This is a genomic window from Pseudomonas sp. S09G 359 (genome assembly GCF_002843605.1).
Classification (GTDB): domain Bacteria; phylum Pseudomonadota; class Gammaproteobacteria; order Pseudomonadales; family Pseudomonadaceae; genus Aquipseudomonas.
This window is the reverse complement of sequence record NZ_CP025263.1, coordinates 3,141,563-3,164,722: the sequence shown is the minus strand read 5'-3', so window position 1 is coordinate 3,164,722 and position 23,160 is coordinate 3,141,563. Positions and strand designations below refer to the sequence as shown.

19 protein-coding genes are annotated in these 23,160 nt (G+C 62.0%); 3 read left to right on the top strand and 16 right to left on the bottom strand.

Translation table 11 applies throughout. From position 1 onward, the window contains the following. Positions 1 to 113: 113 nt before the first annotated feature. The 9 genes from CXQ82_RS14145 to CXQ82_RS14105 all read right to left on the bottom strand — a co-directional run bounded on the left by CXQ82_RS14145 (position 114) and on the right by CXQ82_RS14105 (position 11,338). Positions 114 to 1,916 carry a glycosyl hydrolase family 28 protein gene (locus CXQ82_RS14145; protein ID WP_101269964.1) on the bottom strand — a complete coding sequence of 601 codons (1,803 nt, stop codon included), beginning with the start codon at positions 1,914 to 1,916 and terminating at the stop codon, positions 114 to 116. 100 nt (positions 1,917 to 2,016) lie between these two features. Beyond that, entirely contained in the window at positions 2,017 to 2,928 is a 912-nt protein-coding gene (gene kdgD, locus CXQ82_RS14140) for a 5-dehydro-4-deoxyglucarate dehydratase (RefSeq protein ID WP_101269962.1), read from the bottom strand. A gap of 198 nt (positions 2,929 to 3,126) precedes the next feature. Further along, positions 3,127 to 3,903: an ABC transporter ATP-binding protein gene (locus CXQ82_RS14135; protein ID WP_101269960.1), complete on the bottom strand. Its 777-nt coding sequence runs from the start codon at positions 3,901 to 3,903 to the stop codon at positions 3,127 to 3,129. Positions 3,904 to 3,913: 10 nt separating this feature from the next. Beyond that, positions 3,914 to 4,753: an ABC transporter ATP-binding protein gene (locus tag CXQ82_RS14130; protein ID WP_101269958.1), complete on the bottom strand. Its 840-nt coding sequence runs from the start codon at positions 4,751 to 4,753 to the stop codon at positions 3,914 to 3,916. Between the two features lie 15 nt (positions 4,754 to 4,768). Continuing rightward, positions 4,769 to 5,686, bottom strand: a complete 918-nt coding sequence (locus CXQ82_RS14125) for an ABC transporter permease (RefSeq protein WP_101269956.1) — start codon at positions 5,684 to 5,686, stop codon at positions 4,769 to 4,771. A gap of 50 nt (positions 5,687 to 5,736) precedes the next feature. Next, complete coding sequence (locus CXQ82_RS14120) at positions 5,737 to 7,347, bottom strand: ABC transporter substrate-binding protein (RefSeq protein ID WP_101269954.1); 1,611 nt, start codon at positions 7,345 to 7,347, stop codon at positions 5,737 to 5,739. 51 nt (positions 7,348 to 7,398) lie between these two features. Continuing rightward, positions 7,399 to 8,412 carry an ABC transporter permease gene (locus CXQ82_RS14115; protein WP_371917360.1) on the bottom strand — a complete coding sequence of 338 codons (1,014 nt, stop codon included), beginning with the start codon at positions 8,410 to 8,412 and terminating at the stop codon, positions 7,399 to 7,401. A gap of 87 nt (positions 8,413 to 8,499) precedes the next feature. Further along, a complete protein-coding gene (locus CXQ82_RS14110) occupies positions 8,500 to 10,110 on the bottom strand; it encodes an ABC transporter substrate-binding protein (RefSeq protein WP_101269950.1) in 1,611 nt (536 codons plus the stop codon). 73 nt (positions 10,111 to 10,183) lie between these two features. Beyond that, a complete protein-coding gene (locus tag CXQ82_RS14105) occupies positions 10,184 to 11,338 on the bottom strand; it encodes a mandelate racemase family protein (protein ID WP_101269946.1) in 1,155 nt (384 codons plus the stop codon). 360 nt (positions 11,339 to 11,698) lie between these two features. Here CXQ82_RS14105 and CXQ82_RS14100 point away from each other — a divergent pair, with 360 nt between their 5' ends. Continuing rightward, complete coding sequence (locus tag CXQ82_RS14100) at positions 11,699 to 12,424, top strand: oligogalacturonate-specific porin KdgM family protein (RefSeq protein ID WP_101269944.1); 726 nt, start codon at positions 11,699 to 11,701, stop codon at positions 12,422 to 12,424. Positions 12,425 to 12,521: 97 nt separating this feature from the next. Beyond that, positions 12,522 to 13,352, top strand: a complete 831-nt coding sequence (locus CXQ82_RS14095) for an NAD(P)-dependent oxidoreductase (protein ID WP_101269941.1) — start codon at positions 12,522 to 12,524, stop codon at positions 13,350 to 13,352. A gap of 7 nt (positions 13,353 to 13,359) precedes the next feature. On the opposite strand, the gene CXQ82_RS14090 is transcribed toward CXQ82_RS14095, so the two are convergent. After that, complete coding sequence (locus tag CXQ82_RS14090; RefSeq protein WP_101269939.1) at positions 13,360 to 14,115, bottom strand: FadR/GntR family transcriptional regulator; 756 nt, start codon at positions 14,113 to 14,115, stop codon at positions 13,360 to 13,362. A 197-nt stretch (positions 14,116 to 14,312) separates the two neighbouring features. Here CXQ82_RS14090 and CXQ82_RS14085 point away from each other — a divergent pair, with 197 nt between their 5' ends. Next, complete coding sequence (locus CXQ82_RS14085) at positions 14,313 to 15,455, top strand: polysaccharide lyase family 1 protein (protein WP_101269936.1); 1,143 nt, start codon at positions 14,313 to 14,315, stop codon at positions 15,453 to 15,455. A gap of 71 nt (positions 15,456 to 15,526) precedes the next feature. Here the strand turns inward: CXQ82_RS14085 and gspF are convergent, their stop codons facing one another. The 6 genes from gspF to gspK are packed head-to-tail and all read right to left on the bottom strand — an operon-like array spanning position 15,527 to position 23,158. Beyond that, positions 15,527 to 16,735 carry a type II secretion system inner membrane protein GspF gene (gene gspF, locus CXQ82_RS14080; protein ID WP_101269933.1) on the bottom strand — a complete coding sequence of 403 codons (1,209 nt, stop codon included), beginning with the start codon at positions 16,733 to 16,735 and terminating at the stop codon, positions 15,527 to 15,529. Further along, a complete protein-coding gene (gspE, locus tag CXQ82_RS14075) occupies positions 16,735 to 18,153 on the bottom strand; it encodes a type II secretion system ATPase GspE (RefSeq protein WP_101269931.1) in 1,419 nt (472 codons plus the stop codon). The genes gspF and gspE overlap by 1 nt, the downstream gene beginning before the upstream one ends. After that, positions 18,150 to 20,489, bottom strand: coding sequence for a type II secretion system secretin GspD (gene gspD / locus CXQ82_RS14070; protein WP_101269927.1), 2,340 nt, complete (start codon positions 20,487 to 20,489; stop codon positions 18,150 to 18,152). Before gspD ends, gspE begins: the two co-directional genes overlap by 4 nt. After that, on the bottom strand, positions 20,486 to 21,031 hold the full coding sequence (gene gspM, locus CXQ82_RS14065; protein ID WP_101269925.1) for a type II secretion system protein GspM: 546 nt from the start codon (positions 21,029 to 21,031) through the stop codon (positions 20,486 to 20,488). Before gspM ends, gspD begins: the two co-directional genes overlap by 4 nt. Then, the gene (gene gspL / locus CXQ82_RS14060; protein WP_101269923.1) at positions 21,024 to 22,196 is read right to left on the bottom strand and encodes a type II secretion system protein GspL; all 1,173 of its coding nucleotides are present in this window, start codon (positions 22,194 to 22,196) and stop codon (positions 21,024 to 21,026) included. The genes gspM and gspL overlap by 8 nt, the downstream gene beginning before the upstream one ends. Further along, complete coding sequence (gene gspK, locus CXQ82_RS14055; RefSeq protein ID WP_101269921.1) at positions 22,193 to 23,158, bottom strand: type II secretion system minor pseudopilin GspK; 966 nt, start codon at positions 23,156 to 23,158, stop codon at positions 22,193 to 22,195. The genes gspL and gspK overlap by 4 nt, the downstream gene beginning before the upstream one ends. Positions 23,159 to 23,160 lie beyond the last annotated feature (2 nt).

The window sequence follows — 23,160 nt, the reverse complement described above, 5'->3', positions numbered from 1 at the left end:
CGCCGTCAGGCAGGCTGTGCAACGCCTTGCCTGACCAACCTACTGACCTTTTAACAAACACCCGGCAAGGGCTGGACCGAAAACACCAACCCCCGCCCTCGCCCACTCCTCACTCAATTCGGCGATGGCTGAACATCCTTGAAGCTCAACCCCGAGCTGCCGGTGACCTGCCAGGGATTGGCGTTGCCATGCTCGCTGAACACCACGCGTTCGAAGCGTGAATCCTTCAGGCCGTCGATGCGCGCTCCGGCGGCGCCTCGAAAACGTACGTCCTGGAAAATCAGCCCCTGGTGATAGGCGTTGTGCTGGCTGTCACCCTTGACCTCGATCGCACTGCCCTGGGCATTCTCGACGCTCACATTGCTCACCCGGATGTCCTTGAACTGCCCCGCAATCGTTGAGCGCTGGTAATCGAGTTTGGCGTTCGGGTCGTTGTAATCCAGGGTAAAAATGAACGCCTGCTTGAGCGTGTTGCGAATGGCCGAGTCGCGGAATGTTACGTTGCGCGCGCCGCCGCCCATGAAGTTGGTGCTTTTCATGCGTAGCCCGGCGTCGGTGCCGTCAGACACGTTGTCTTCGGCGAGGATGTTCTGGATCCACGCACCGGTGTGGCTGCCGGCAACCACCATGCCGTGGCCCTTGCGGAAGTAGTTGTTGAAGATCCACGCATCTTCCTGGGGCGGCTGGTTCACCGCGTCGGCACCGGTGCCTGCGGCGAAATTGACGCAGTCATCGCCGGTGTCGAAGAAGTTGTTGAAGACCATCGCGCCCTTGCTGTTGGCGAATTCGATGCCATCGCCGTTGTTGGCGTCGTAGGTCTTGTGGGTGGTGTTGGCCAGCACCACGTTTTCGGTCTCAAGGTTCATGATCCCGTGGAACGCCGGGTTCAATACGGTAAAACCGCCGTAGAACACGTGCTTGACGTTGCGCAGGGTGATCAGCGAGGAGCGCATCTGGCCGTATGCGTCCTTGACGTTCATGCCGCGCGCCACGGCCTGCTCCACCTGGGCCTTGGCCAGAATGTCGTCCTGCAGGTAGCGGGTATTGTCGCTGGGCAGATAGAACGGCAACGGCTGGCCCCGCTCATCGATGACATCGGCTTTGCGCTTCCAGCCATTGCCGTCCAGGGTGCCCTTACCGACGATGCGGATGTTTTCAAATGCCTGATGCTCACGCGGATCGCGCGGCAACGCGTTGATCAGCGAGGCCGGGCGTACCGTGGTGGAATACGGGTATTGGATGTAGCCCGCCAGCGGGTAATCTTCGGCGCGCTCAGAGCCAAGCAGGGTCGCGCCTTCGGCGATCTCCAGGGTCATGTTGCTCTTGAGGTACAGCGCGCCGCTTTTGTAGATGCCTTTGGGCAGCAAGACTTTGCAGCCGACGGTGCAGGCATCGATGGCGTTCTGGATTGCCAGGGTATCGAGATGGCTGCCATCGCCCTTGGCGCCGTATTTTTTCACGTCGAACAGCGCCGGGACCTTGGTGGTGCGTTGCAACACGGGGGCGCTGTCGGCCGATTCTTTACCGTTGCCATCCACCGCGCGCACGGTGAAGCGGTACGCAGTATCTGGTTTGAGACCTTGTGCGGTGTAGCTGTGAATGCCGATGCGATGGTGAAAGTTCGCCGTGTCCTGCTGGTAGAAATGGTCGATGTAGGGTTTGGCTGGCGACACCAGGTCGTTGTTGGCGTTGCTGCTGCCCAACAACTTGCCGTTGGCGTACACCCGGTAGTCCTTGATGTCGGCGTGATCGGCGGGTTTTTCCCAGACCAGAATGATTTGCTGATCATCAAAGGCCAGGGTCGGCACCTGCACTTTCGATGGGGCCTGCAGGGCCCACGACAGTGGGCTGCAACCCAGCCCGAGCAGCGTCAGCGCAAGGCGCGCAGTGCGCGTTCTAGAGGTTTGATACGGCATATTGTTCTCCTTGTTTTTGCCTGTGATCACACCGGGCGGCGTTACGCCGACAGCCCGGCTTTAAGCAAGCGGCGCCACCCCGGCGCCGCAAACCGGCGCGTTACTGAGCGCCGAGGGACTTGATCAACACGGCCAGTTGCTCAACTTCATCCGGCAGCAGGTCGGTCAACGGTGCACGTACCGGGCCTGCGTCATGGCCCACCAGGCGCGCACCGGCCTTGACGATACTCACGCCATAGCCTTCGCAACGGTTGCGAATCGCCAGGTACGGCAGGAAGAAATCATCGATCAAGCGGCCTACGGTGGCGTGGTCATCGGCAGCCACGGCCCGGTAGAAATCCATCGCGGTTTTCGGGATGAAGTTGAACACCGCCGAGGAGTACACCGGCACGCCAAGGGCTTTGTAGGCAGCGGCATACACTTCTGCGGTCGGCAGACCGCCGAGGTAGGTCAGGCGATCACCCAGGCGGCGACGGATGCTGACCATCGATTCGACTTCACCAATGCCGTCCTTGAAGCCGATCAGGTTCGGGCAACGTTCGGCCAGTTGTTCCAGGCTGTCGGCGTTGAGGCGGCACAGGTTGCGGTTGTACACCACCACGCCGAAGTCGACCGAATTGCACACTTGCTCAACGTGGGCCACCAGGCCTTTCTGGCTGGCTTCGGTGAGGTAATGCGGCATCAGCAGAATACCGGCGGCACCAAGGCGTTCGGCCTCTTGGGCGTAAGCGATGGCTTGCCGTGTAGGGCCGCCGGCGCCTGCCAGGATCGGCACCTGACCTTTGCAGGTGTCCACGGCGGTCTTGATGATCTGCGTGTATTCCGTGGCTTCCAGGGAGAAGAATTCCCCGGTCCCGCCGGCGGCGAACAGCGCACTGGCGCCGTAGGGTGCCAGCCACTCCAGGCGGCGTGCATAGGTGTCGGCGCGGAAGTCGCCGGCGGCGTCAAAGTCTGTAACGGGGAACGAAAGCAAGCCGGAAGACAGGACTGTTTTTAGTTCTTGTGGCGTCATGTTCGCAAACCTCAAATCGAAAATTGAATGGAATACCTTGAGAGGTACGTCATCGTACAACTAAGAATAGATCAAAGCTACCCACAAAACAGCTTTACTGGATTATCGGATTTAATCCCAATGAATATTGGGTTAAATCCATTTTTTCATACTCTGCAGCGTAGACCCCGCCACAGAGTCATACGATGACTATGTGATTCAACCCACTCTGCGGCGTTCAGACTCTTGGCTGAAGTCACGACTGGCCTGCACCAGCATTCGCGTGTAATCGTGCACCGCCAGGTCCTGGCTCAGCGACTGGCTGTCGAGCAATTCGACGATCTTGCCCTGCTGCATCACCGCCACCCGGTCGCACAAATGCGTGACCACGCCCAGGTCGTGGGTGACCAGCAAGTAGGTAAGTTTCTCGCGCTGGCGCAGGTCCATCAGCAGGTTGAGGATTTCGGCCTGCACCGAGACATCCAGCGCCGAGGTAGGCTCATCCAGCAACAGCACACGCGGCTCGAGGATCAATGCCCGCGCGATGGCGACGCGCTGGCGCTGGCCGCCGGACAGCTGGTGCGGATAGCGAAAGCGAAAACTGTCATTGAGGCCGACCTTGAGCAGGATCTCGTTGATCCGGTCATCCTTGTCCCCTACCCCGTGAATAATCAGTGGCTCACGCAAGGCAGTGTCAATCGTGTGCCGGGGGTGCAGCGAGCCGTACGGGTCCTGGAACACCATCTGCACCTTGCGAAAGTGCTCCTTGGGAATCTTGTGCTGCAGCGGTGCGCCGGCAATGCTCAGCTCACCGCTCCAGTGCCGGTATTGCCCGGCCAGGCAACGCAGCACGGTGGTCTTGCCCGAGCCGGACTCCCCCACCAGGCCGAACGATTCGCCGTCGGCCACGCTGAGGCTGACATCGTGCAGCACCTGGTTGATGGCAAGGCCTGTGCCGAAGCTCAGGTTCAAGGCGTGTGCTTGGATCATGGGCATGCTCGGTTCCTCAGTGGGTCAGCCAGACGGGATCGCGCTTGAGCACCGGCAGGTGCACGCGGCGGTTATCCATGCTCGGCAGCGCGGCCAGCAGGCCACGGGTATAGGGATGCTCGGCGTATTGCAGGTCGCAGGCGGCAAGGGACTCCACCACCCGCCCGGCATACATCACCAGCACGCGGTCACAGTAGTTACGCACCAGGTTGAGGTCGTGGCTGACAAAGATCAGCCCCATCTGCTGCTGCTCCACCAACTCTTCCAGCACATTGAGCACTTGCTGGCGCACCGAGACATCCAGCGCCGAGGTGGGCTCGTCGGCAATGATCACCTCGGGACGGGTGATCACCATCATTGCGATCATGATGCGTTGGCCCATGCCCCCGGACACTTCGTGGGGGTACAGGTTGTAGACGCGCTTGGGGTCACGGATGTGCACCTGTTCGAGCATCTGCAACACCCGCTCGCGGGCATCGCTGCGGCTGGCCTTGTGATGGGCCAGGTAGGCCTCGGCAATCTGGTCGCCCACCTTGACCACCGGGTTCAACGAGTACTTGGGGTCTTGCATGATCATCGAGATGCGCTGGCCGCGAATTTTCTGCATGGCCTTTTCACTCGCCGAGAGCAGGTCTACCTCGCCAAACGCCATGGTCTTGGCGGTAATCCGCGCACTCGGCGGGTGCAGTTTGAGCAGGCTGCGCCCGACGGTGGATTTGCCTGAGCCGGACTCACCGACAATTGCGAGTTTTTCGCGCCCCAGGGTGAAGGACACATCGCGCACCGCGTGGGTTTCTTTTTGGCCATTGACGAAGCGCACGTTAAGCCCTTCGACATTCAGTTTGATGGCGGACATAAGGTGTTCCTCCAATTATTCGCTGCGCGGATCAAGGATGTCCCGCAGGCCATCGCCCAACAGGTTGAAGGCCAGGCTGACCAACATGATCGCCGCGCCCGGTACTGCCACCAGCCACCAGCATTCGAGCATGTAGCGCCGCCCGGTAGAAATCATTGCGCCCCATTCCGGCAGCGGCGCCTGGGCGCCCAGGCCGAGAAAGCCCAGGGCCGCGGCCGTGAGGATGATGCCGGCCATGTTCATGGTCAGGCGGATGATCACCGAGGACAAACACATCGGCACGATATGGCGCAGGATGATCCGCGCTGGCGACGCGCCTTGCAGTTCCACCGCAACGACAAAATCAGCGTTGCGCAGGGACAGGGTTTCGGCCCGCGCCAGCCGCGCAATCGGCGGCCAGGACGTCAGGGCAATCGCCACCACCGCGTGCTCGAGGCCCGGGCCCAGGGCAGCGATAAACGCCAGCGCCAGCACCAGGCTCGGGAACGAGATGAAGATGTCGGTCAAGCGCATGAATACGGTGTCGACCACACCGCCGAAGTAGCCCGACACGGTGCCGATAAACAGCCCGATCGGGCCGACGATCACGGTGACCAAGGCAATGATGTACAGCGTGATCCGCGAGCCGTAGACCAACCGGCTGAAAATATCGCGGCCGTATTCATCGGTACCGAACCAGTGCGCCGAACCCGGCGCCTGCAGCGCGTTGGCCAGGTTTTGCGCGACCGGGTCATGGGTGGCGATCCACGGCGCAAACGTCGCTACTACCACCAGCAGCAGCGCAACCAGCAAGCCGGCCAGCGTCATCGGGTTACGCAACAGGTGGCGCAAAATCCGCAGGCCGCTTTTGCACAAGGCATCAAAGCTGGACCCAGGGGACTGTTCCACCGGCCGCTTCGCCGTGGATTCGATCGAAGACAGATTGGCATTCATAAGCATCTTCTCTGTGTGAATTCAGGTTTGCCAGGCAGGCCTGGCCTCACTCAACGCTGCTTGTAGACGCCCAGGTAGCGGGTGGCCTCGGCATCGTCACCGGTGAACCCCTTGACGTCGGCAGCGCTGACCACGGTGTCGGTCATCTGCGAAACCATCAGGATCGGCCCCACTTGCTGGTCGTAGAGTTTCTGCGCCTGGTGATACAGGCTGATCCGTTGCGCCGCGTCGCGCTCCACGCCGGCCTTGTCGATCAGGCTGTTGAGCGGCGGGCTGAAGAACGAGGCACGCCAACCCTGGAAGTTCGGCAAGCCGGCGTCATCGCTGTTGTTGGGGTTGTAGGCAAACGTGCGCAGGCTGAAATACGGATGCGGATACCGCTCGGCGCCCCGCGCAACGATGATTTCGAAATTGCGCGCACGCATTGCGCCGTACACCTGGTTGCCGGTGCCGGTGACGATGCTGGCCTTGATCCCGCCTTCAGCGAGCGTCGCTTGCAGGCGCGCGGCAATGTCAATGAACGGCGGTTCGGATAGCGTACGGATGGTGGTGTTGAAACCCTCGGGGTAGCCGGCTTCGGCAAGCAGTTTTTTCGCCTGGGCCACGTCCATGTGATAGCCCGGATCTGGCAGGCGCGCCTCCAGCCCCAACTGCATCGGTTGCTGGTTGAGCTTGCCGTAATACGGCATTACCTGGGTGTCCAGGCCCTTGTAGTCGATCAGGTTGCGCACGGCCTCACGCACCTTGGGCTTGGCGAATTCGGGTTGTTTCATGCTCATGGCGACGTAGTACATCGTGCCGCGCGGCAACGATTGCACCTGGAGTTTTTCCGAACCGTCGATGGCGCGAATGTCCGGCGCCGCCATGCCATACGCCAGGTCAAGGTCGCCGCGCTCAAGCATCAGGCGCAGCGACTGCGACTCGGTCATGTGCCGCACCACCACACGCTTGAGCTTGGCCGCCCCGCCCCAGTAACCGTCAAAACGGGTCAGCAGCAGCGAGTCGTTGGCGCTCCATTTGGTCAGCACAAAAGGGCCGCTGCCAGCCTCATTGGTGACCAGCCAACCGGCGCCCAGGTCGCCGTTCTTTTCATGCGCCAAGGCGGTCTTGCGATCCACCACCACCGCACTTGGCGAGATCGCCAGGGAGTCCACCAGCAACAGCGGGTCCATGATTTGCGGCAAGTCGACCACCAGTGTGTGGGCGTCGGTGGCGCGGATCAGCGTCTGGATATTCTCGACGCTGTAGCCATAGGCTTTCCAGGTGGTGGCCAGGCCGAAGTTGAGTTTCATCACGCGGTACAGCGACCACGCCACGTCCTCGGCGGTCAACGGGTTGCCGGAATGGAACTTCACGTCCTGGCGCAGATGGAATGTCACCTGCTTGCCGTCTTCGCTGATCTCCCAGCGTTCGGCCAACTGCGGCAGGTGTTTTTCCGGGTTGCCCTGGTCACGCTTGATCAGCGTGTCATACAGGTTGGCGTTAACGCCGGAAGCGTCCAGGCCCGGGGCATTGGCCGGGTCGATGGAGAACAGGTTGACCATGCTCATGCCGACGATCAATTGGTCGGCCGGGGTCTTGGCGTGAGCCATGGCCATCGTCCCCAGGGACAGGACGGCAGTCAGCAGGCTCAGGTGCAGGGTTGAAAAGGCAGCGTTCATTTAAAAATCCTTGTTTTTATAGTTTTATCGGTCCTGCAACAGCGATACGGCTCAGCGGGTGCGGGGGTCGAACACCTTGTACAAGGCATCGCTGATCAGGTTGAGCGCGACAAAAATCAAGCCGATCACCAGCACGCAACCCATCACTGCGTTCATGTCGCCGAGCATCAGGCTGCTCGTCAGGTATTGGCCGAAACCCGGCCAGGCAAACACGGTTTCGATCAGCACCGCGCCCTCCAGCAATGAGCCGTAGGCCAGTGCGACGACGGTCAGCAGTTGCACGAGGATGTTGCGAAAGGCGTGACCCCATACCACTTGGCGCCGGGAAAGCCCCTTGACCCGCGCAGTGATGATGTATTCCTGGGACAGTTGCTCGAGCATGAAGCTGCGGGTCATCCGGCTGATATAAGCCACTGAGTTCAGGCCGAGAATCAGCGCCGGCAATACGATGTGGCGCAAGGCGCTGGCAAAGGCATCCCAGTCGCGCGCCAGGGTCGAGTCAATCAGCAGCAAACCGGTGACTTCCGGGACCATGCCGTCATACGCCAGGTCGATGCGCCCTGCTCCGCCGGCCCAGCCAAGCCATGCGTAGAACACCAGCAGGCCCATCATGCCCAGCCAGAAAATCGGCGTGGAGTAACCAAACAAGGTGATCACCCGTGCCACGTGATCGCCGAGCCGCCCCTGATTGCTGGCAGCACACACGCCGAGCGGCAGGCCGATCACTATGCCGAACAAAATCGCCAGGGTTGCCAGTTCGATGGTTGCCGGGAACACCCGGAGGATGTCATCGAGCACTGGGTGGCCGGTCAGCAGCGCGTTGCCAAAGTCGCCGTGGAGCAGGTCGTTGAGGTACAGGCCGAATTGGGTCCAGATCGGCTTGTCCAGCCCCATCGACCGGTACACCTGGTCATAAGTGGAACTGTCCGCGTCCGGCCCGACCACTGCGAGCACCGGGTCCAGCGGCATGACGCGGCCGATGATAAAGGTCAGGGCCAACAGGCCAAGCAGCGTCACCAGCACCGTGCTGGCGCGCCGCAGCGTATTGGAAGCGCGAGCGCCCATGACAGAGGCAGTCATAACAAACATAGTGAGCTCCTGATAAATCGGTCACCGCTGCAGCAGAGGCGCGAGGCTTGCCCCGCGCGGTGTTCAGCGCTTCTTGTAGACGTCTTTGTAGCGCGTGGTCGCAGCCGTATGGCCCTGGAAGTCAGCCACATCGGCATACACCACCACGGTGTCGGTCATCTGCGAGACGGGCAAGATAGCCCCGACCTGTTGATCGACCTGCTCCTGGATTTCCCGGTACTGGGCCAACTGCTTGCCACTGTCAGGCTCGACTTCCGCACGCTCGATCAGTTGGTTCAGCTCAGGGCTGTAGAACGCGGTGCGCCAGCCCTGGAAGTTGGTCAGCTTGGCTTCATCGCGATTATCCGGGTTGTACACCAGCGTGCGCAGGCTCGAATGCGGATGGCGCTCCGCCCCGCCACCGCCGCGCCCGACGATGATGTCGAAGGTGCGCTCGCGCATGGCACCGTAGATCTGGTTACCGGTGCCGGTGATGATGCTGGCCTGGATGCCGGCCTGGGCCAGCGTCGACTGCAGGTTGGAGGCAATGTTGATGAACGGCGGTTCGGCCAGTACACGGATGGTGGTCTTGAAACCGTTTGGATAACCGGCCTCGGCCAGCCAGGCCTTGGCTTGCTCGACGTTGAGCGTGTAGCCCGGGTCCGGCAGGCGTGCGGGCAGGCCCAGGGGCAACGGCCGCTGGTTGATCACACCGTAATGCGGCATCACCGTGTGGTTGATGCCCTGGTAGTCGATCAGCGAACGCACAGCCTTGCGCACCCGGGCGTCGGCGAACATCGGCTGCTTCACACTCAGCGCGACGTAATAGAGGGTGCCGCGCTGCAGGGTCTGGGTGCGCACCTTGTCGCTTTTCTGCAGGGCTTCGATATCCGGCGCGGACATGCCTTTGGCGATGTCCAGGTCACCACGCTCGATCATCAGGCGCAACGACTGCGATTCGGTCATGTTGCGCATGACAATACGCTTGAGTTTGGCCGGGCCAGCCCAGTAGCCATCGAAACGATTCATCAGGATCACGTCGTTGGCGCGCCAGTCATTAAGCACGAAGGCACCACTGCCGGCCGCGTGCGTCACCAGCCAGGCGGCGCCCATGTCATCGTTTTTCTGGTGCTCGAGGACTTTTTTGCGATCGAGAATGAACGCACTCGGCGAGGTCGCCAGGGTGTTCAGCACCAGCAGCGGATCGGTTGGCCGTGGCAGTTCGATCACGAAGGTCGAGGCATCCGTGGCGCGCATATAGCGTTCGACGTTGTCGGCGGTGAAACCGTAGGCCTTCCAGGTCGAGGCCAGCGCGAGGTTGAGTTTGAGCACCCGCTGCAGCGACCAGGCAACGTCTTCGGCACTCAAGGCATTGCCGGACTGGAACTTCACCCCGTCACGCAGGTTGAAGGTCAGGGTCTTGCGGTCATCACTGACCTGCCAGCGCTCGGCCAGCGCCGGCACCAGGCGATCCGGCTGCGCGACATCTTGCACCAGCAGCATGTCATAGAGGTTGGCGTTGATCTCCGAGACGTCCAGCCCGGTAGCGGCAGCCGGGTCCAGGGACAACAAGTTGATCATGCTCATGCCGACGATCAGTTGATCGGCCGGGGTTTTGGCAAAGCTTGCAGGGACCGCGGTAACCGCCAGGGCGGCGACGAATACCCGCGCCCACAGCGAAGGGAAAATGTTCATAACGAGAGCGCCTTTCTTATATTTATAGGATCTCTAGGACAGCCCGGCATGTACCGGGCTGTCCGTGTACACGTCAGAAGCTTTTAAGCGTATTGGTCTCGATGAAATCGAAATCGAGATCTTCACCCAGGCCCGGTAAATCGGACAGGTGTACAAAACCGTCGCTGTCCATCGGGTCGACCAGCCGCTTGAGGTACGCCGGCACCTCGTCGTAATCCAGGTACGGGTGCAGCAGCCCGCGTTCATACCAGGTGCAATTCTTGATCGAGCCCACCACGGCCAGGTTCGCCGCGCCATTGCCATGAATCTCGCAATCCATGCCAAAGGACTCGGCCATGTGCGCCACCTTCAGGCACGGCGCGATACCGCCGACACCCGCTACACCGGCGCGCAGGATGTCGCAGACATCATGCTTGACCCAGCTGGCGCGGCTCAGGTGTTTGCCCGATAGGGTTTCCGGCCCCAGCACTGGAATATCCAACTGCCCCGCGAGCCAGGCATAGGATTCGGCTGACTCCTCCATCATCGGTTCTTCGAACCAGGCGAAGTCAAGTTTCTCCAGCTCGCGCCCGATGTAGAGCGCCTCGGTGCGGCTGTACCAGTGGTAACCATCGAGCATCAGCGCGATGTCCGGCCCGACGGCTTCGCGCACTGCGGCACAGGCCTTGACGTCGATGCGCGGGCTTGGAGCAAAGGACACCGGCGGCATCCAGGTGTGCAGCTTGATTGCCTTATAGCCGCGCTGTACCAGGGTTTCGGCAAACCGGCCGTAGTCTTCCGGGGTTGCCAGGCCACCCGGCAACTCGTCGCCGCACATGGTGGAGCCATACGCCGGCACCTTGTCGCGGAAACCACCGATCAACTTGTGCACCGGCACCCCCAGTTTGCGCCCCGCCCAATCCCACAGCGCTTGCTCGACCAGGGCCAGGGCACGGTCAGTCAACTGGCTGGCGCTGCCGCGTTGCCAGTGCGCCAGGTCATGCCAGATTTTTTCGCGATCAAAAGCGTTCTGCCCCACCAGCACCTTGCGCACAAAACCATCCAGCACATACGGGCGGATCAGCTCGGGGGCACCCAGGGCATAACCCTCTTGACCGTCTTCAGTCTGGATGCGCAGCAAAGCCATTTGCGCCTGGGTGACATCACCGGGGTGGGCATGACCTGCGCTGTCCACCGCGCGACGGGTTGGGTAGGAAAACACCTGGACGTTGACTGCTGTGATTCTCATGGACGTCTTGAGCCTTTTTATTGGATTTGTGACGGGAATGTCGTCTGTTGAGACCGAGCATAAGTCATCGTACAACACTTGAAAAGACCCAATAACCTCTCCGATCTCTTTCCGTCTATCCGCTATAACGGTACAAAACCCCCGTATTTAAAGACGACTACCGAATAACAACATCGGCTGTAAAGCAGCATTCATTGGGGCTATTAGTTTCAAGATGTTTCAAAAGCGCCAATAACCCATAGACGAGTCATCTTGTCGTACGATAACGTATATCGGCACTCTGGATGAGATCCATACGCAACAAAAGCTGTCCGTAGTACCCGTCAAACGACCCTAACAAAAACAAAAAAAGAAGACCGTATGAACACCACCCTACGCACCCTCGTTACTGTCGCGACCCTTAGCCTGCCGTTCTATGCCAGCGCTGACTCTGCCAGCATCAACTACCGCCATCAGTTCACCGAGGAAGACAGCGCCCATGCTGACCGAATCAAGCTCAACTACCGCCTGGACAGTGGATTGGGTTTTGAAGCGGAAATGAAATACCGCACGGCCGGGGACCGCAAAGACGTCGCCTACGACAACATGGTCAACAACGGGCACGAGTTCACCGTGAGCTACAACTACAAGCTCAGCGCGCAATCGACCTTGACCCCCGCGTTCCAGATGGACAGCTCGAAGGACTCGACCACCTACAAGTTCGGCCTCAAGTACAACTACAAGATCAACGACGCCTTCTACGCCGCCACGCGCTATCGCCTGGACGCCAAGAAGCTCGACCGCGATCAGGTCAACAAAGACATGCCGGACCACATCAAGGATGACCAGACCACCCATCGTTTCGAAGGCTGGCTCGGCTACACCCCGGCCAGTAAATGGGCGTACGAGTATCAGTTCATCTATTTCAAGACCGACTACATCCGCTACGACAACAAGAAGAGCGACTACGAACAGAACGTGATCGTCAAATACAAGCTCAACAAGGACTGGGCACCGTTCATGGAAATTGGCGATGTCAAAGTCAGCGCGACGTCCAAGGACCGCCAGGCCCGGTGGCGCCTGGGCGTCCAGTACAACTTCATGTAACGCCTGACACGCCTGGCCTGGCGAGCGCGCATCGCTCGTCGGGCCAGCGCCCCGCTCCACTGCCTCTTTTACTCAGCGCTCAATGGAAGACCTGACTATGTCCAAGCAACCCCTCTCGCCCAAACCCTTCACCCGCATTCTGCTGACTGGCGCCGCCGGCGGCCTGGGTCAAATCCTCAGGGAAACCCTGCAAGCCCATGCCGACATCGTGCGGGCTTCGGACATCAGCGCGATGACGCCCAGTCGTGGCGACCACGATGAAGTGATCCAGTGCAACCTGGCCGACAAAGCCGCCGTCGCGGCACTGGCCAAAGACGTGGATGCCATCGTTCATTTCGGCGGGATTTCAGTCGAGCGACCGTTCGAAGAGATTCTGGAGGCGAACATTCGCGGCACCTTCCATATTTATGAGGCGGCGCGACAACAGGGCATCAAGCGAATTGTGTTTGCCAGCTCCAACCACGTCACCGGTTTCTACCCGCAGGACGTGGAGCTGGACGCGCACTCACAGCGCCGCCCGGATGGCTACTACGCCCTCTCCAAGGCATACGGCGAAGACCTCGCGGCGTTCTATTTTCATCGCTACGGGATTGAAACCGTGAGCTTGCGTATCGGCTCCTCGTTCCCGGAGCCGCGCAACCGGAGGATGCTGTCGACATGGCTGAGCTACGCAGACCTCGATCACCTGGTGGCGCGCGCACTGTTGGCCACGGAGGTCGGGCATAGCGTGGTGTATGGCGTCTCGAACAACATGCAGCGTTGGTGGAGTAACCGGCACGCGGCTCACCTGGGCTTTGCGCCGCAGGACAGTTCGGAAAAATTTCGCGAGAACGTCGAGAGACAACCCCAACCTGCCGCCGATGAACCCGGCGGCCGCCTACAAGGCGGGGCTTTCACCGCTGCCGGGCCGTTTGAAGACACTCACTGATTCGGCCTCAGCCGTTCAGCGCTTCGGCGGCGGCGGCTTCATACGCACGACGCATGCGCTCGCGGCTGTTGGAAAGGTGCAGGCGCATCGCCGCCCGGGCGGCGTCGGCATCACGCCGCGCAATGGCCTTGTAGATATCCTCATGCTCGCGGCTCAGGCGCGCAAGGTAGGGTTCCTTGTCAGCGTTGACCACGCGCTTGGAATGCAGGCGCGTACGCGGCAGGATATTCAAGCCCAGGTGCAACATGATGTCGGTGAAGTAGCGATTGCCGGTGGCCAGCGCGATTTGCTGGTGAAACTGGAAGTCTGCCGACACCGCGTAATCGACGCTCACCGCGCGTGAATTGAGCGCGTCCAGCGAGTCGCGCATCACCTGCAATTGCTGGTCGGTACGCCCCAGGCACGCCAGGCCGGCGGCCTCCACTTCCAGGCTGATGCGCAACTCGAGCACCGCCAGCACATCCTGCAAGGTGACAATGGTCTCGGGGTCGATCCGAAAGCCGCTGGGGCTCGGGATATCGCACACAAACGTGCCGACACCATGCCGGGTTTCCACCAGGCCCGACGCCTGCAGCCGCGATATTGCCTCACGCACCACGGTGCGACTTACCCCGTGCTCGGCCATCACCTCGGTTTCGGTGGGCAGCTTTGTTGCACGCGCGAGTTCGCCGGTACAGATGCGTCGAGAAAGCTCGGTGACCAATTCTTCGGCCAGGCTTCGGTGCTTGCGGCGAACAGTGGGTTGGACGTTCGGTTTGTTCATCAAGAACAAAACTCTCGATTTGCGAATGAGCACACATCATAGCGCATTCAGTTGTACGACAACGAAACGACACATGATAGTATTTCTCATGCAGCGGACGTTCGATTCGCTGCACCGATGACACGGACGTCCGCTCGAGAAACGCGCCACACCTACGCGCGTTTAAACACTCAAGTTAATCAAGGATCTGATTATTCATGACAACACGACCAACCTTCACCACGCGCAAACTTGCGACTGCCATCCTCGGTTCCCTCGTGCTTGGCAGCCTGCCGGCGCACGCAGCGGACATCTGGCTGGATTCGGCGACGACCGGCTGGGCCACTCAGAACGGCGGCACCAAGGGCGGCTCCAAGGCAGCGGCGGCTAACATCTACACGGTAAAAAACGCTGCCGAGTTGAAAACCGCACTCAGCGCTTCGGTGGGAACCAACGGGCGTATCATCAAGATCACTGGGGTGATCGACGTCAGCGAAGGCAAGGCTTATACGACGACTGCTGATATGAAGAAGCGTGGCCGCCTGGATATTCCCGGCAAAACCACCATCGTCGGCACCAGCAGCACTGCCGAAATCCGCGAAGGTTTCTTCTACGCCAAAGAAAACGACGTGATCATTCGCAACCTGACCATCGAGAACCCTTGGGACCCGGAGCCGATCTGGGACGCCGATGACGGCAAGGACGGTAACTGGAACTCCGAATACGACGGCCTGACCATCGAAGGCGCCAATAACGTGTGGGTCGACCATGTCACCTTCACCGACGGTCGCCGCACCGATGCGCAGAACGGCACCGCCAACGGCCGCCCGAAACAGCATCACGACGGCGCGCTGGACGTGAAAAACGGCGCCAACTACGTGACCATCTCCTACACCGCGTTCAAGTCCCACGAGAAGAACAACCTGATCGGTTCGAGCGACAGCCGCACCACCGATGATGGCAAGCTCAAGGTGACGATCCACAACTCCCTGTTCGAGAACATCTCGGCCCGCGCCCCACGCGTGCGCTTCGGCCAGGTGCACCTGTACAACAACTACCACGTGGGCAGCACCAGCGATAAGGTCTACCCGTTCTCGTACGCCCATGGCGTTGGCAAGGGCTCGAAAATCCTTTCCGAGAAAAACGCGTTCGAGATCAGTGGCATCAGCGGCTGCGACAAAATCGCCGGCGATTACGGTGGCAGCGTGTACCGCGACAACGGCTCGACCCTGAATGGCAGCGTGCTTAACTGCCCCTGGACCACGAGCATCGGCTGGACCCCGCCTTACAGCTACACACCGCTGGCGGCCGATAAAGTCGCTGCGGACGTCAAGGCCAAGGCCGGTGCCGGCAAGCTCTGACTGAACGATTACACCGCGTAATGAAATGAAAAAGCCCTCGGTGACGAGGGCTTTTTTGTGCGCGCCGTTGGCTACTGCACCAACTGGTTGATCTCGATGATCGGCAGCAGCACCGCCATCACAATCACCAGCACCACCGCGCCCATCACCACAATCATCAGTGGCTCCAGCAGGGCCGTCATGCCCATGGCGCGGCGCTCGATATCGCGTGATAGAGTCTGCGCCGCCCGCTCCAGCATCGGCGGCAGCGAGCCGGTTTTTTCGCCACTGGCGATCAGGTGGATCAGCACCGGCGGGAAGACTTTATCCACCGCCAGCGCCGGGGCCAGGTTGACGCCTTCGCGGACTTTGGCGGTGGCGTCGTTGACACACTGGCTCAGACGGTCGTTGGACAGGGTTTGCCGCGCCGCTTCCAGGGCGCGCAACAGCGGCACCCCGGCGCCGCCCAGAATTGCCAGGGTCGAGGCAAACCGTGCCGTGTTCAGGCCGAGTACAAAACGCCCGATCAAGGGCAAGCGCAGCACCCGGCTGTGCCAATTCAGGCGCGCCACCGGGTTACGCAAATACAGGCGCCATCCCCAGAAGCCGGCGGCCATGCAGCCGAAACACAACCACCCCCAACCCCGAATGAAATCACTCGCATTGAGCATCGCCAGGGTCAGCCCCGGCAGGTCCTGGCGCGCCTGGGAAAATGCACTGACCACCTGCGGCACTACATAACTGAGCAGGAAGATCACGATCGCAATCGACACCAGCCCGACCACCCCAGGGTAGATAAACGCGGTGAGGATCTTGCTGCGCAGGTTGTTGCGTTCTTCGATGTAGTCGGCCAAACGTTCCATGACCTGGGCAAGGTCGCCGGACTCTTCGCCGGCGGCAATCAACGCGCGGTAGATCGACGGGAAATCCCGTGGCCGTGTCGCCAGCGCCTCCGCCAGGCGCATGCCGCCGCGTACATCGGCACGCACCGCGCTCAAGGTCTGGGCGATATGCTTTTTTTCCGCCTGCTCCACCGTGGCACTCAACGCCGCTTCCAACGGCAGGCTGGCGCCCAGCAGGCTCGCCAGTTGCCGTGTCGCCCAGGCCAGGTCGTTGTCGGAGAATTTGGCACTGAACAATGCACCACCGCCGGCAGGCACAGGGTTTTCCAGCTGCACCGACAGCGCGGTGAGGCCACGGCTGCGCAACACGCCGAACGCCGCGCGCTGGCTATCGGCTTCAATGTGCCCGGACTCAAGTTTGCCGGCGGCATCGGCGGCTTCGAAACGGTAGCGATTCATCAGGCGTCCCGTGTTACGCGCAGGATTTCTTCCGGCGCCGTAGCCCCTGCGCGCACCCAACGCTCACCGTCTTCGCGCAGGCTGAACATGCCCGCTTGGCGAGCCGCGGCGCGCAGGGCCTGTTCACCCGCCCCTTGGTGGATCAACGCGCGAATCCCATCATCGATACAGAACAACTCATGGATGCCGGTGCGGCCGCTGTAGCCGGTGTGGTTACAGGCCGCACAACGAAGCGGCCGCCACGTGCCAGGGTGGGCCGGGTCTTCCTGCTTGCAGTGACTGCACAGGCGCCGCACCAGCCGTTGCGCCAGCACGCCGAGCATCGAAGACGCCAGCAGGAATGGCTCGACGCCCATGTCAATCAGGCGGTTGACCGCCGATACCGCATCATTGGTGTGCAGCGTGGCCAGCACCAAGTGCCCGGTGAGCGAAGCCTGCACCGCGATCTGTGCGGTTTCGAGGTCACGGATTTCGCCGATCATGATGATGTCCGGGTCCTGGCGCAGGATCGCCCGCAGGGCCAGGGCAAAGGTCATGTCGATCTTGGCGTTGACCTGGATCTGGCTGATACCCGGCAGGTCGTATTCCACCGGGTCTTCAACAGTCAGGATATTGCTGGTGCTGGCGTCCAGCCGTGCCAGGGCGGCATACAGGCTGGTGGTCTTGCCGCTGCCGGTGGGCCCGGTGACCAGGACGATGCCGTGGGGCTGGCGGATCAGGTTGTCCAGCTTGGCCAGCACCTGCGCATCCATACCCAGGGTTTCCAGCTGCAGGCGCCCGGCTTGTTTGTCGAGCAAACGCATCACCACCCGCTCGCCGTGGCCGGTGGGCACTGTGGATACACGGATGTCGATCGGCCGCCCCGCCACGCGCAACGCGATGCGGCCGTCCTGGGGCAGGCGTTTTTCGGCGATGTCCAGTTGCGCCATGATCTTGATTCGCGACACCAGCGCCGCATGCAAGGCCTTGCGCGGCGAGACCACGTCACGCAGGGTACCGTCGACGCGGTAGCGCACCACGGAGTGGGTTTCGTAGGGCTCGATGTGGATATCACTGGCCTCGTCGCGAGCGGCCTGGGTAAGCAGCGCGTTGATCATGCGAATCACCGGCGCGCCGTCCTGGGTGTCGAGCAGATCGGTGATTTCCGGTATGTCTTGCATCAAGCGGTCTAGGTCGACTTCGCTTTCCGCCGCGCCCACCACGGCCGCCGCGCTACCGGTGTCGGCGTACGCGGCGGCGAGCAAGCCGTCGAGTTCTTCGTCGCGCACCTGCTCGAGCTGCGCCGGGCCGAACTGGCGGCGCACTTCGCTGATCGCCCAGCCGGGCGTCGACGGGCACACCGTCAGCACTGCGCCCTCCTCGCTGCTGCGCAGCAGGATGCGTTGGGCCTTGGCCCAGGCGTAGGGCAACATGCTCATTGGAGTGGTACTGCGCGAATCGTCGCGGGGGGTTGCCCGCTTGCCGGCACCGCCGGCACACCCACGGCTGCGGCCGGCAATTGCGGCGCCTGCATGCCCGGCATCGCCCAACTGCGCTGCGGTTGCAGCGCGCCCTGGGCGCGGCGCATGAAGTCGTAGCGGTTGAGGGTAATCGCCCGTCCGGCGGCGCTGTCACGGACGATATAGGGCCGCAGGAATACCATCAGGTTGGTCTTGGTGGTGGCCCGGCGCTCGTTGCGAAACAGCGCGCCGAGCCCGGGAATACTGGATAGCCAGGGCACCGCCTCGTTGCTCTGGCTGTAGCCGTCCTGCAGCAGGCCGCCGAGCACCATGATCTGCCCGTCATCGAGCAGGATGCTGGTGTCGATCGCGCGCTTGTTGGTGACCACGCCCGCCGAGGTCGCACTGCTGGAGGCGCGCTCATCAATGCTGCTGACTTCCTGGTAGATGTCGAGCTTGACCGTGCCGCCTTCGGAGATCTGTGGCCGTACATTGAGCTTGAGCCCAACTTCTTCCCGCGTCACCGTCTGGAACGGGTTGTTGCTGGTGCCACCGCCACCGGTCACGTAGCTGCCGCTGACAAACGGAATGGTCTGGCCGACAAAAATGCTCGCGGCTTCGTTGTCCAGGGTCAGCAGGTTCGGCGTTGACAGCACGTTGCTGCCGCCCTTGCTCTTGAGCGCGCGCGCCAGCACCTTGAGGTCCACGACATTGCCGATACCGGGGATGTTCACCGTGCCGCTGATGTAACCCACGCTCAGGCCGCCGGGGAGCGCGTCGATACTGCTCAGGCCGCCGGTCTGCAAGCCGCTGCCGCCCAGGTTGGCGCCGCCGATCACGCCCTTGCCCGCCAGGTCGCCGCTTTGCCATTGCACGCCAAACTCGTTGGCATCGTCTTCACCGACCTCGACGATCAGGCTCTCGATCACCACCTGTGCGCGGCGCTGGTCCAGCATGTCGATGACTTCGCGCAGGTTGCGGTACAGCGGCTCGGGTGCAGAAATCAGCAAGGTGTTGGTGGTGGCGTCGGCCTGGATCGTGACCCCGCCGGCGCTGAAGGCGACACTTTGGTCCGCCGCCGGGGCACTGGCCTGGCTGCTCGAATTGCCGCCACTCTGCCCGTAGCCCGTGCTGGTGCCGGTACTCGACGTCTGGCTGGAGCTGCTTTGGTCGCTCTGCCCGTCACGGCTGTTGCCGCCCATCGCGCTCAATACCGAACGCCCGGTATCAGCGGTGCCGCTGTCGCTTTCACCGGTGAGCAAACCGCGCAGCGCCTGAGCCAGCTTCGCCGCCTGGGCGTTACGCAGGTACACCACGTGCAGGTTGCTCGGATTGCTCTGGGCGTTGTCGAGCTTGTACACCAGGTTACGCGCCAGCTCAGTGCGCTCGGGGCTGCCGGCACGGATGATGATCGCGTTGGAACGCGGGTCGCCGACCACCGAAATCTTTTGGGTGGCGTCGTTGCCCGGCTGCTCGAGCAACTGCGAGACCATGCTGGCGATGTCCACCGCGATGCCGTTCTGGACCTGCACCACGTCGGTGTCGATGGCGCTCGGCGTGTCGATACTGTCGATCAGTTGCGCCACGCGCGTCAGGTTGTCGGCGTAGTCGGTGATGACCAGGGTGTTGTTGCCAGGGTAAGCGTTGATCGGGTTGTTCGGCGAGACAATCGGGCGCAGCACCGGGATCAGGTTCACCGCGTTTTCATAGTGCAGGCGAAACGTGCGCGTGAGCATGCCATTCGCAGCCGGTCGGTCGGCACTGTAGATCGGCCCGCCGAGCAACTTGGCATCGGCTTCCGGCACCACATGCGCCACGCCGCCGACGTCGACCACGCTAAAACCCTGCATGCGCAGTGCCGCGAGCAACATGTCGTAGGCCTTGTGCGCCGGTACTTCGCCTTCGGACACCAGCGTCAGGCTGCCGGTCACGCGCGGGTCGACCAGAAACTGTCGGCCGGTGGCGCGGGACAGCCCGCGCACCACGGCTTGAATATCGGCATCGACGAAATTCAGGCTTACCGGCTGGTTGCCCAGCGGGTTGCCCTGCGCTGTGCTGCCGGCACTCGCGCCGCCCCGGCGCGGCGGATTGACCAAGGTGCGCTGCGGCCGTGCTTGCCGCTCGATCTGCGTCTGCGCGCGCTGGCGTTCCAGCAGTACGTCGCCGCTGCGCTGGGTATTGGCCAGGGGCTGGCCGAGTTCACTGTCGACCAGCAGCGGTGGCGGGTTAGACGCGGTTTGTGTGCTGCACGCGCTCAACGCCAGTAACAGAAATGGCGCGGCGTTGCGTACATAGTTGGAACCTGACCACTTCATGAAGCTTCCTTAGTGCCAAACGCCTGATCCATGCGGACGGTTCCCGACAGAGTGCCTGCCGTATCATCGGCCTTGGCTTCATTTGCACGCTGCAAACGAGCCTCGACCACTTCCAGAGAAAATTGCCTAGGGTGGCTCACCAGCCAGCCGATGACGACATCGGCCGGCGCCGCTTCGAACGTCAATTGCCAACCGCTCTCCAGTGGCTTCAGCTGGTAACGTCCGGCCAGCCCGCGCGCGTCCAGGCTGTGGCGCAAGGCCGGCTCAAGCGGCTGGCCGGCGGTCGCCGTCGGCACCTCGCGCAGCAACACTTCAAGTGCCTGGGTTTGCGCGCGCAGCTTTGGGGTTTCAGCCTGCCAGTGGTCGAGTTTTTCCAGCGGTGGCTGGACCAGCACCAGCCAGCTCAAAAGCCCGCCGAGCAGCACCGCGGTGCCCGCAACCATGCGTTTTTCACGCAATGACAGGCCGCGCCAAAGTACCCGTGCGCGAGCGTTGAAGTGCTGCCATTGGCCACGCCAGGGTTTCAGGGAATGCTTATTCATCGTCGGCTACAGCACCGGAGTCGGGTTCGCGGGATTCGGCATCGGCCGGGCGCAAGCGCCAGCCCGTGGGTGTGGCGTCAGCGGCGACACCGGCCTGGACCAAGGTGGCTTTCCAGGTAGTGTCGGCACTGTTTCGCGGCGCATCGGCGGGCAAGCTCAGGAGCAACTCACCGTTCGCAAATATCAGGCCCTGCACACTGCCCACCATGAACGGCATCGCGTTGGCCGCTTGCAGCACCAGGCTGGCAAAGCGCTCGGACGCGTCGCTGCTGGCTGGGTGCTGCCGGGCGCTCAATTGCTGACGGGCTTGCTGCAGTGGATTGAGGATCACCGGCAACTCGGGAAAGGCCTGTTTGACCCGCTGAGTCATCTGCAACTTGAGTTGCTGACCTTCACTGGCCGCGCGTGCAGCGTAAAGATTCAGGCCCAGCAGCCACACGCCGATTGCCAGCGCGCAACAGGCCAGCGCCCTGCCCCAACCCGCTGGCGGCCCCGGTACCTTGCCGACGCCGCCGTGCAAACCCCATGCAGGCAAAGCAGCCGACCAGCGCTGCTGCTCAGTGTGTGGCTCGCGCAGTGCTGCGGGTGCGTCGCCACGGAACCAGACCAAGCGGCTGCCACTGGCCGCCAGCGCATCCAGGCTCGCCTGAACCTGCGGTTCGACCGCGCCTTGCTCAGGGCTGTGGCGCAGCAGTAAATGCCCCTCCAGCACACACGCACTGATGTGCCCGGCAGCCGGCACCGGCAAGCCATAAGGCGCGGGGTAAAGACCGCGCAGCTTTAAGCGGTGCTGGCTCAACATCGCACCGAAGCGCTCCAGCACCGCTGTCGGCAACCAGCTGAGGAACACTTGCCCATCGGTATCGCGGGGGCTGTGAGCGACATGCATCAGTTCGCTGCGGCCGAGGATCAGCGCCTGCGCGGCACACCTCACCGCCGCCTGGATCTTCGCAGCCGACAGCGGCGGCAATTGCACATGCGTGAGGACGCTGTCCGTGGGATGAAGAAAGCACTCCACGATCTGCGATTGAGCGGCCTGCCCCAGCAACGCCAGCGTACTGACCCCGGTGTGGCTGACGCGACCGGTGCGGTCCAGGTGTGCGAACGCAAACTCGGTATCCGGCGTGAGGCTGTCCAGCGGCGGCAAGGCAATGCGTACACTCATACGCCCAGCCTCGACCAGATCACCTTGGGCATGTCGCTCTCCGAGCGATACAGCAATGCGTCCAGGCTGACCCGACGCTTGTCGCGACGGGCCTGGCCGTGAAGCAGAAACCACTCGCTGGTGATGCCGACGTCAAGATCGTCGACGCTCAATTGCGGCGCCCGCAGGCGATTGAGAAAGTCGCCACGGTTGATAAACCATTGGCCCCGATCACGCTCTGCGACCAGGGCCTGCGCCTGGGTCAACGACAACCCAGGCACCACCGCGGCGAGTACTTCGGCGCTGGCGGTATTGCTGTTGACCCAGGTACTCACCGGGATAACGCTGACGTAGGGTGCCAGGCGCGCCAACACGCGCTCGTTCACGCCCTGGATACCGCGCAGGTCATCGAGGCTGCGCAGCATCGGCCGGGTCGCAGGCACGGGCTGGGCGTCGGCGTCGGGCGACGTCGCACGGCCGCTGTTAAAGCGGTTTTGCACCGAGTTTTGCGCGTGTTCTTGTTGCGGATAAGCGGCAATGACGCGCTGACTGATGCGTTGCGCGACGCCGGCTTCAATGCCCAGCATGGCGCACAGCTGCTCAAAGCTGCGTAATTGCCTGACGCTGACGCGCTGGCCGGCGATCAAGTTGCGCAGGTTGAATTTGCCTTGCTGGTCTTCCAGGCGCCCTTCAAAACCTGCACCCGGCGCGCCGTGCTTGATCGGTTGCGCCCACGGCTGGTCGAGCCGCGTGGGCGCCTCCTTGCGGCGCGCATCCCACAGCAGTTGCCGACTCAGTTCCAGGCCACCGAGCAACACCGCGCTGCCTTGCAGGCGTGACTGTTCAGCTTCCAGGGAGCGGGTAAACACACTCTGGCGGGTAAGCATGCCGGCGGCGATGACCGCTACCACGGCGGCGATCAGCAAGGCGCTGATAATCGCCATGCCGCGCTGTTGCGTCACGTTGAGCGAAGGGTATTTCATGG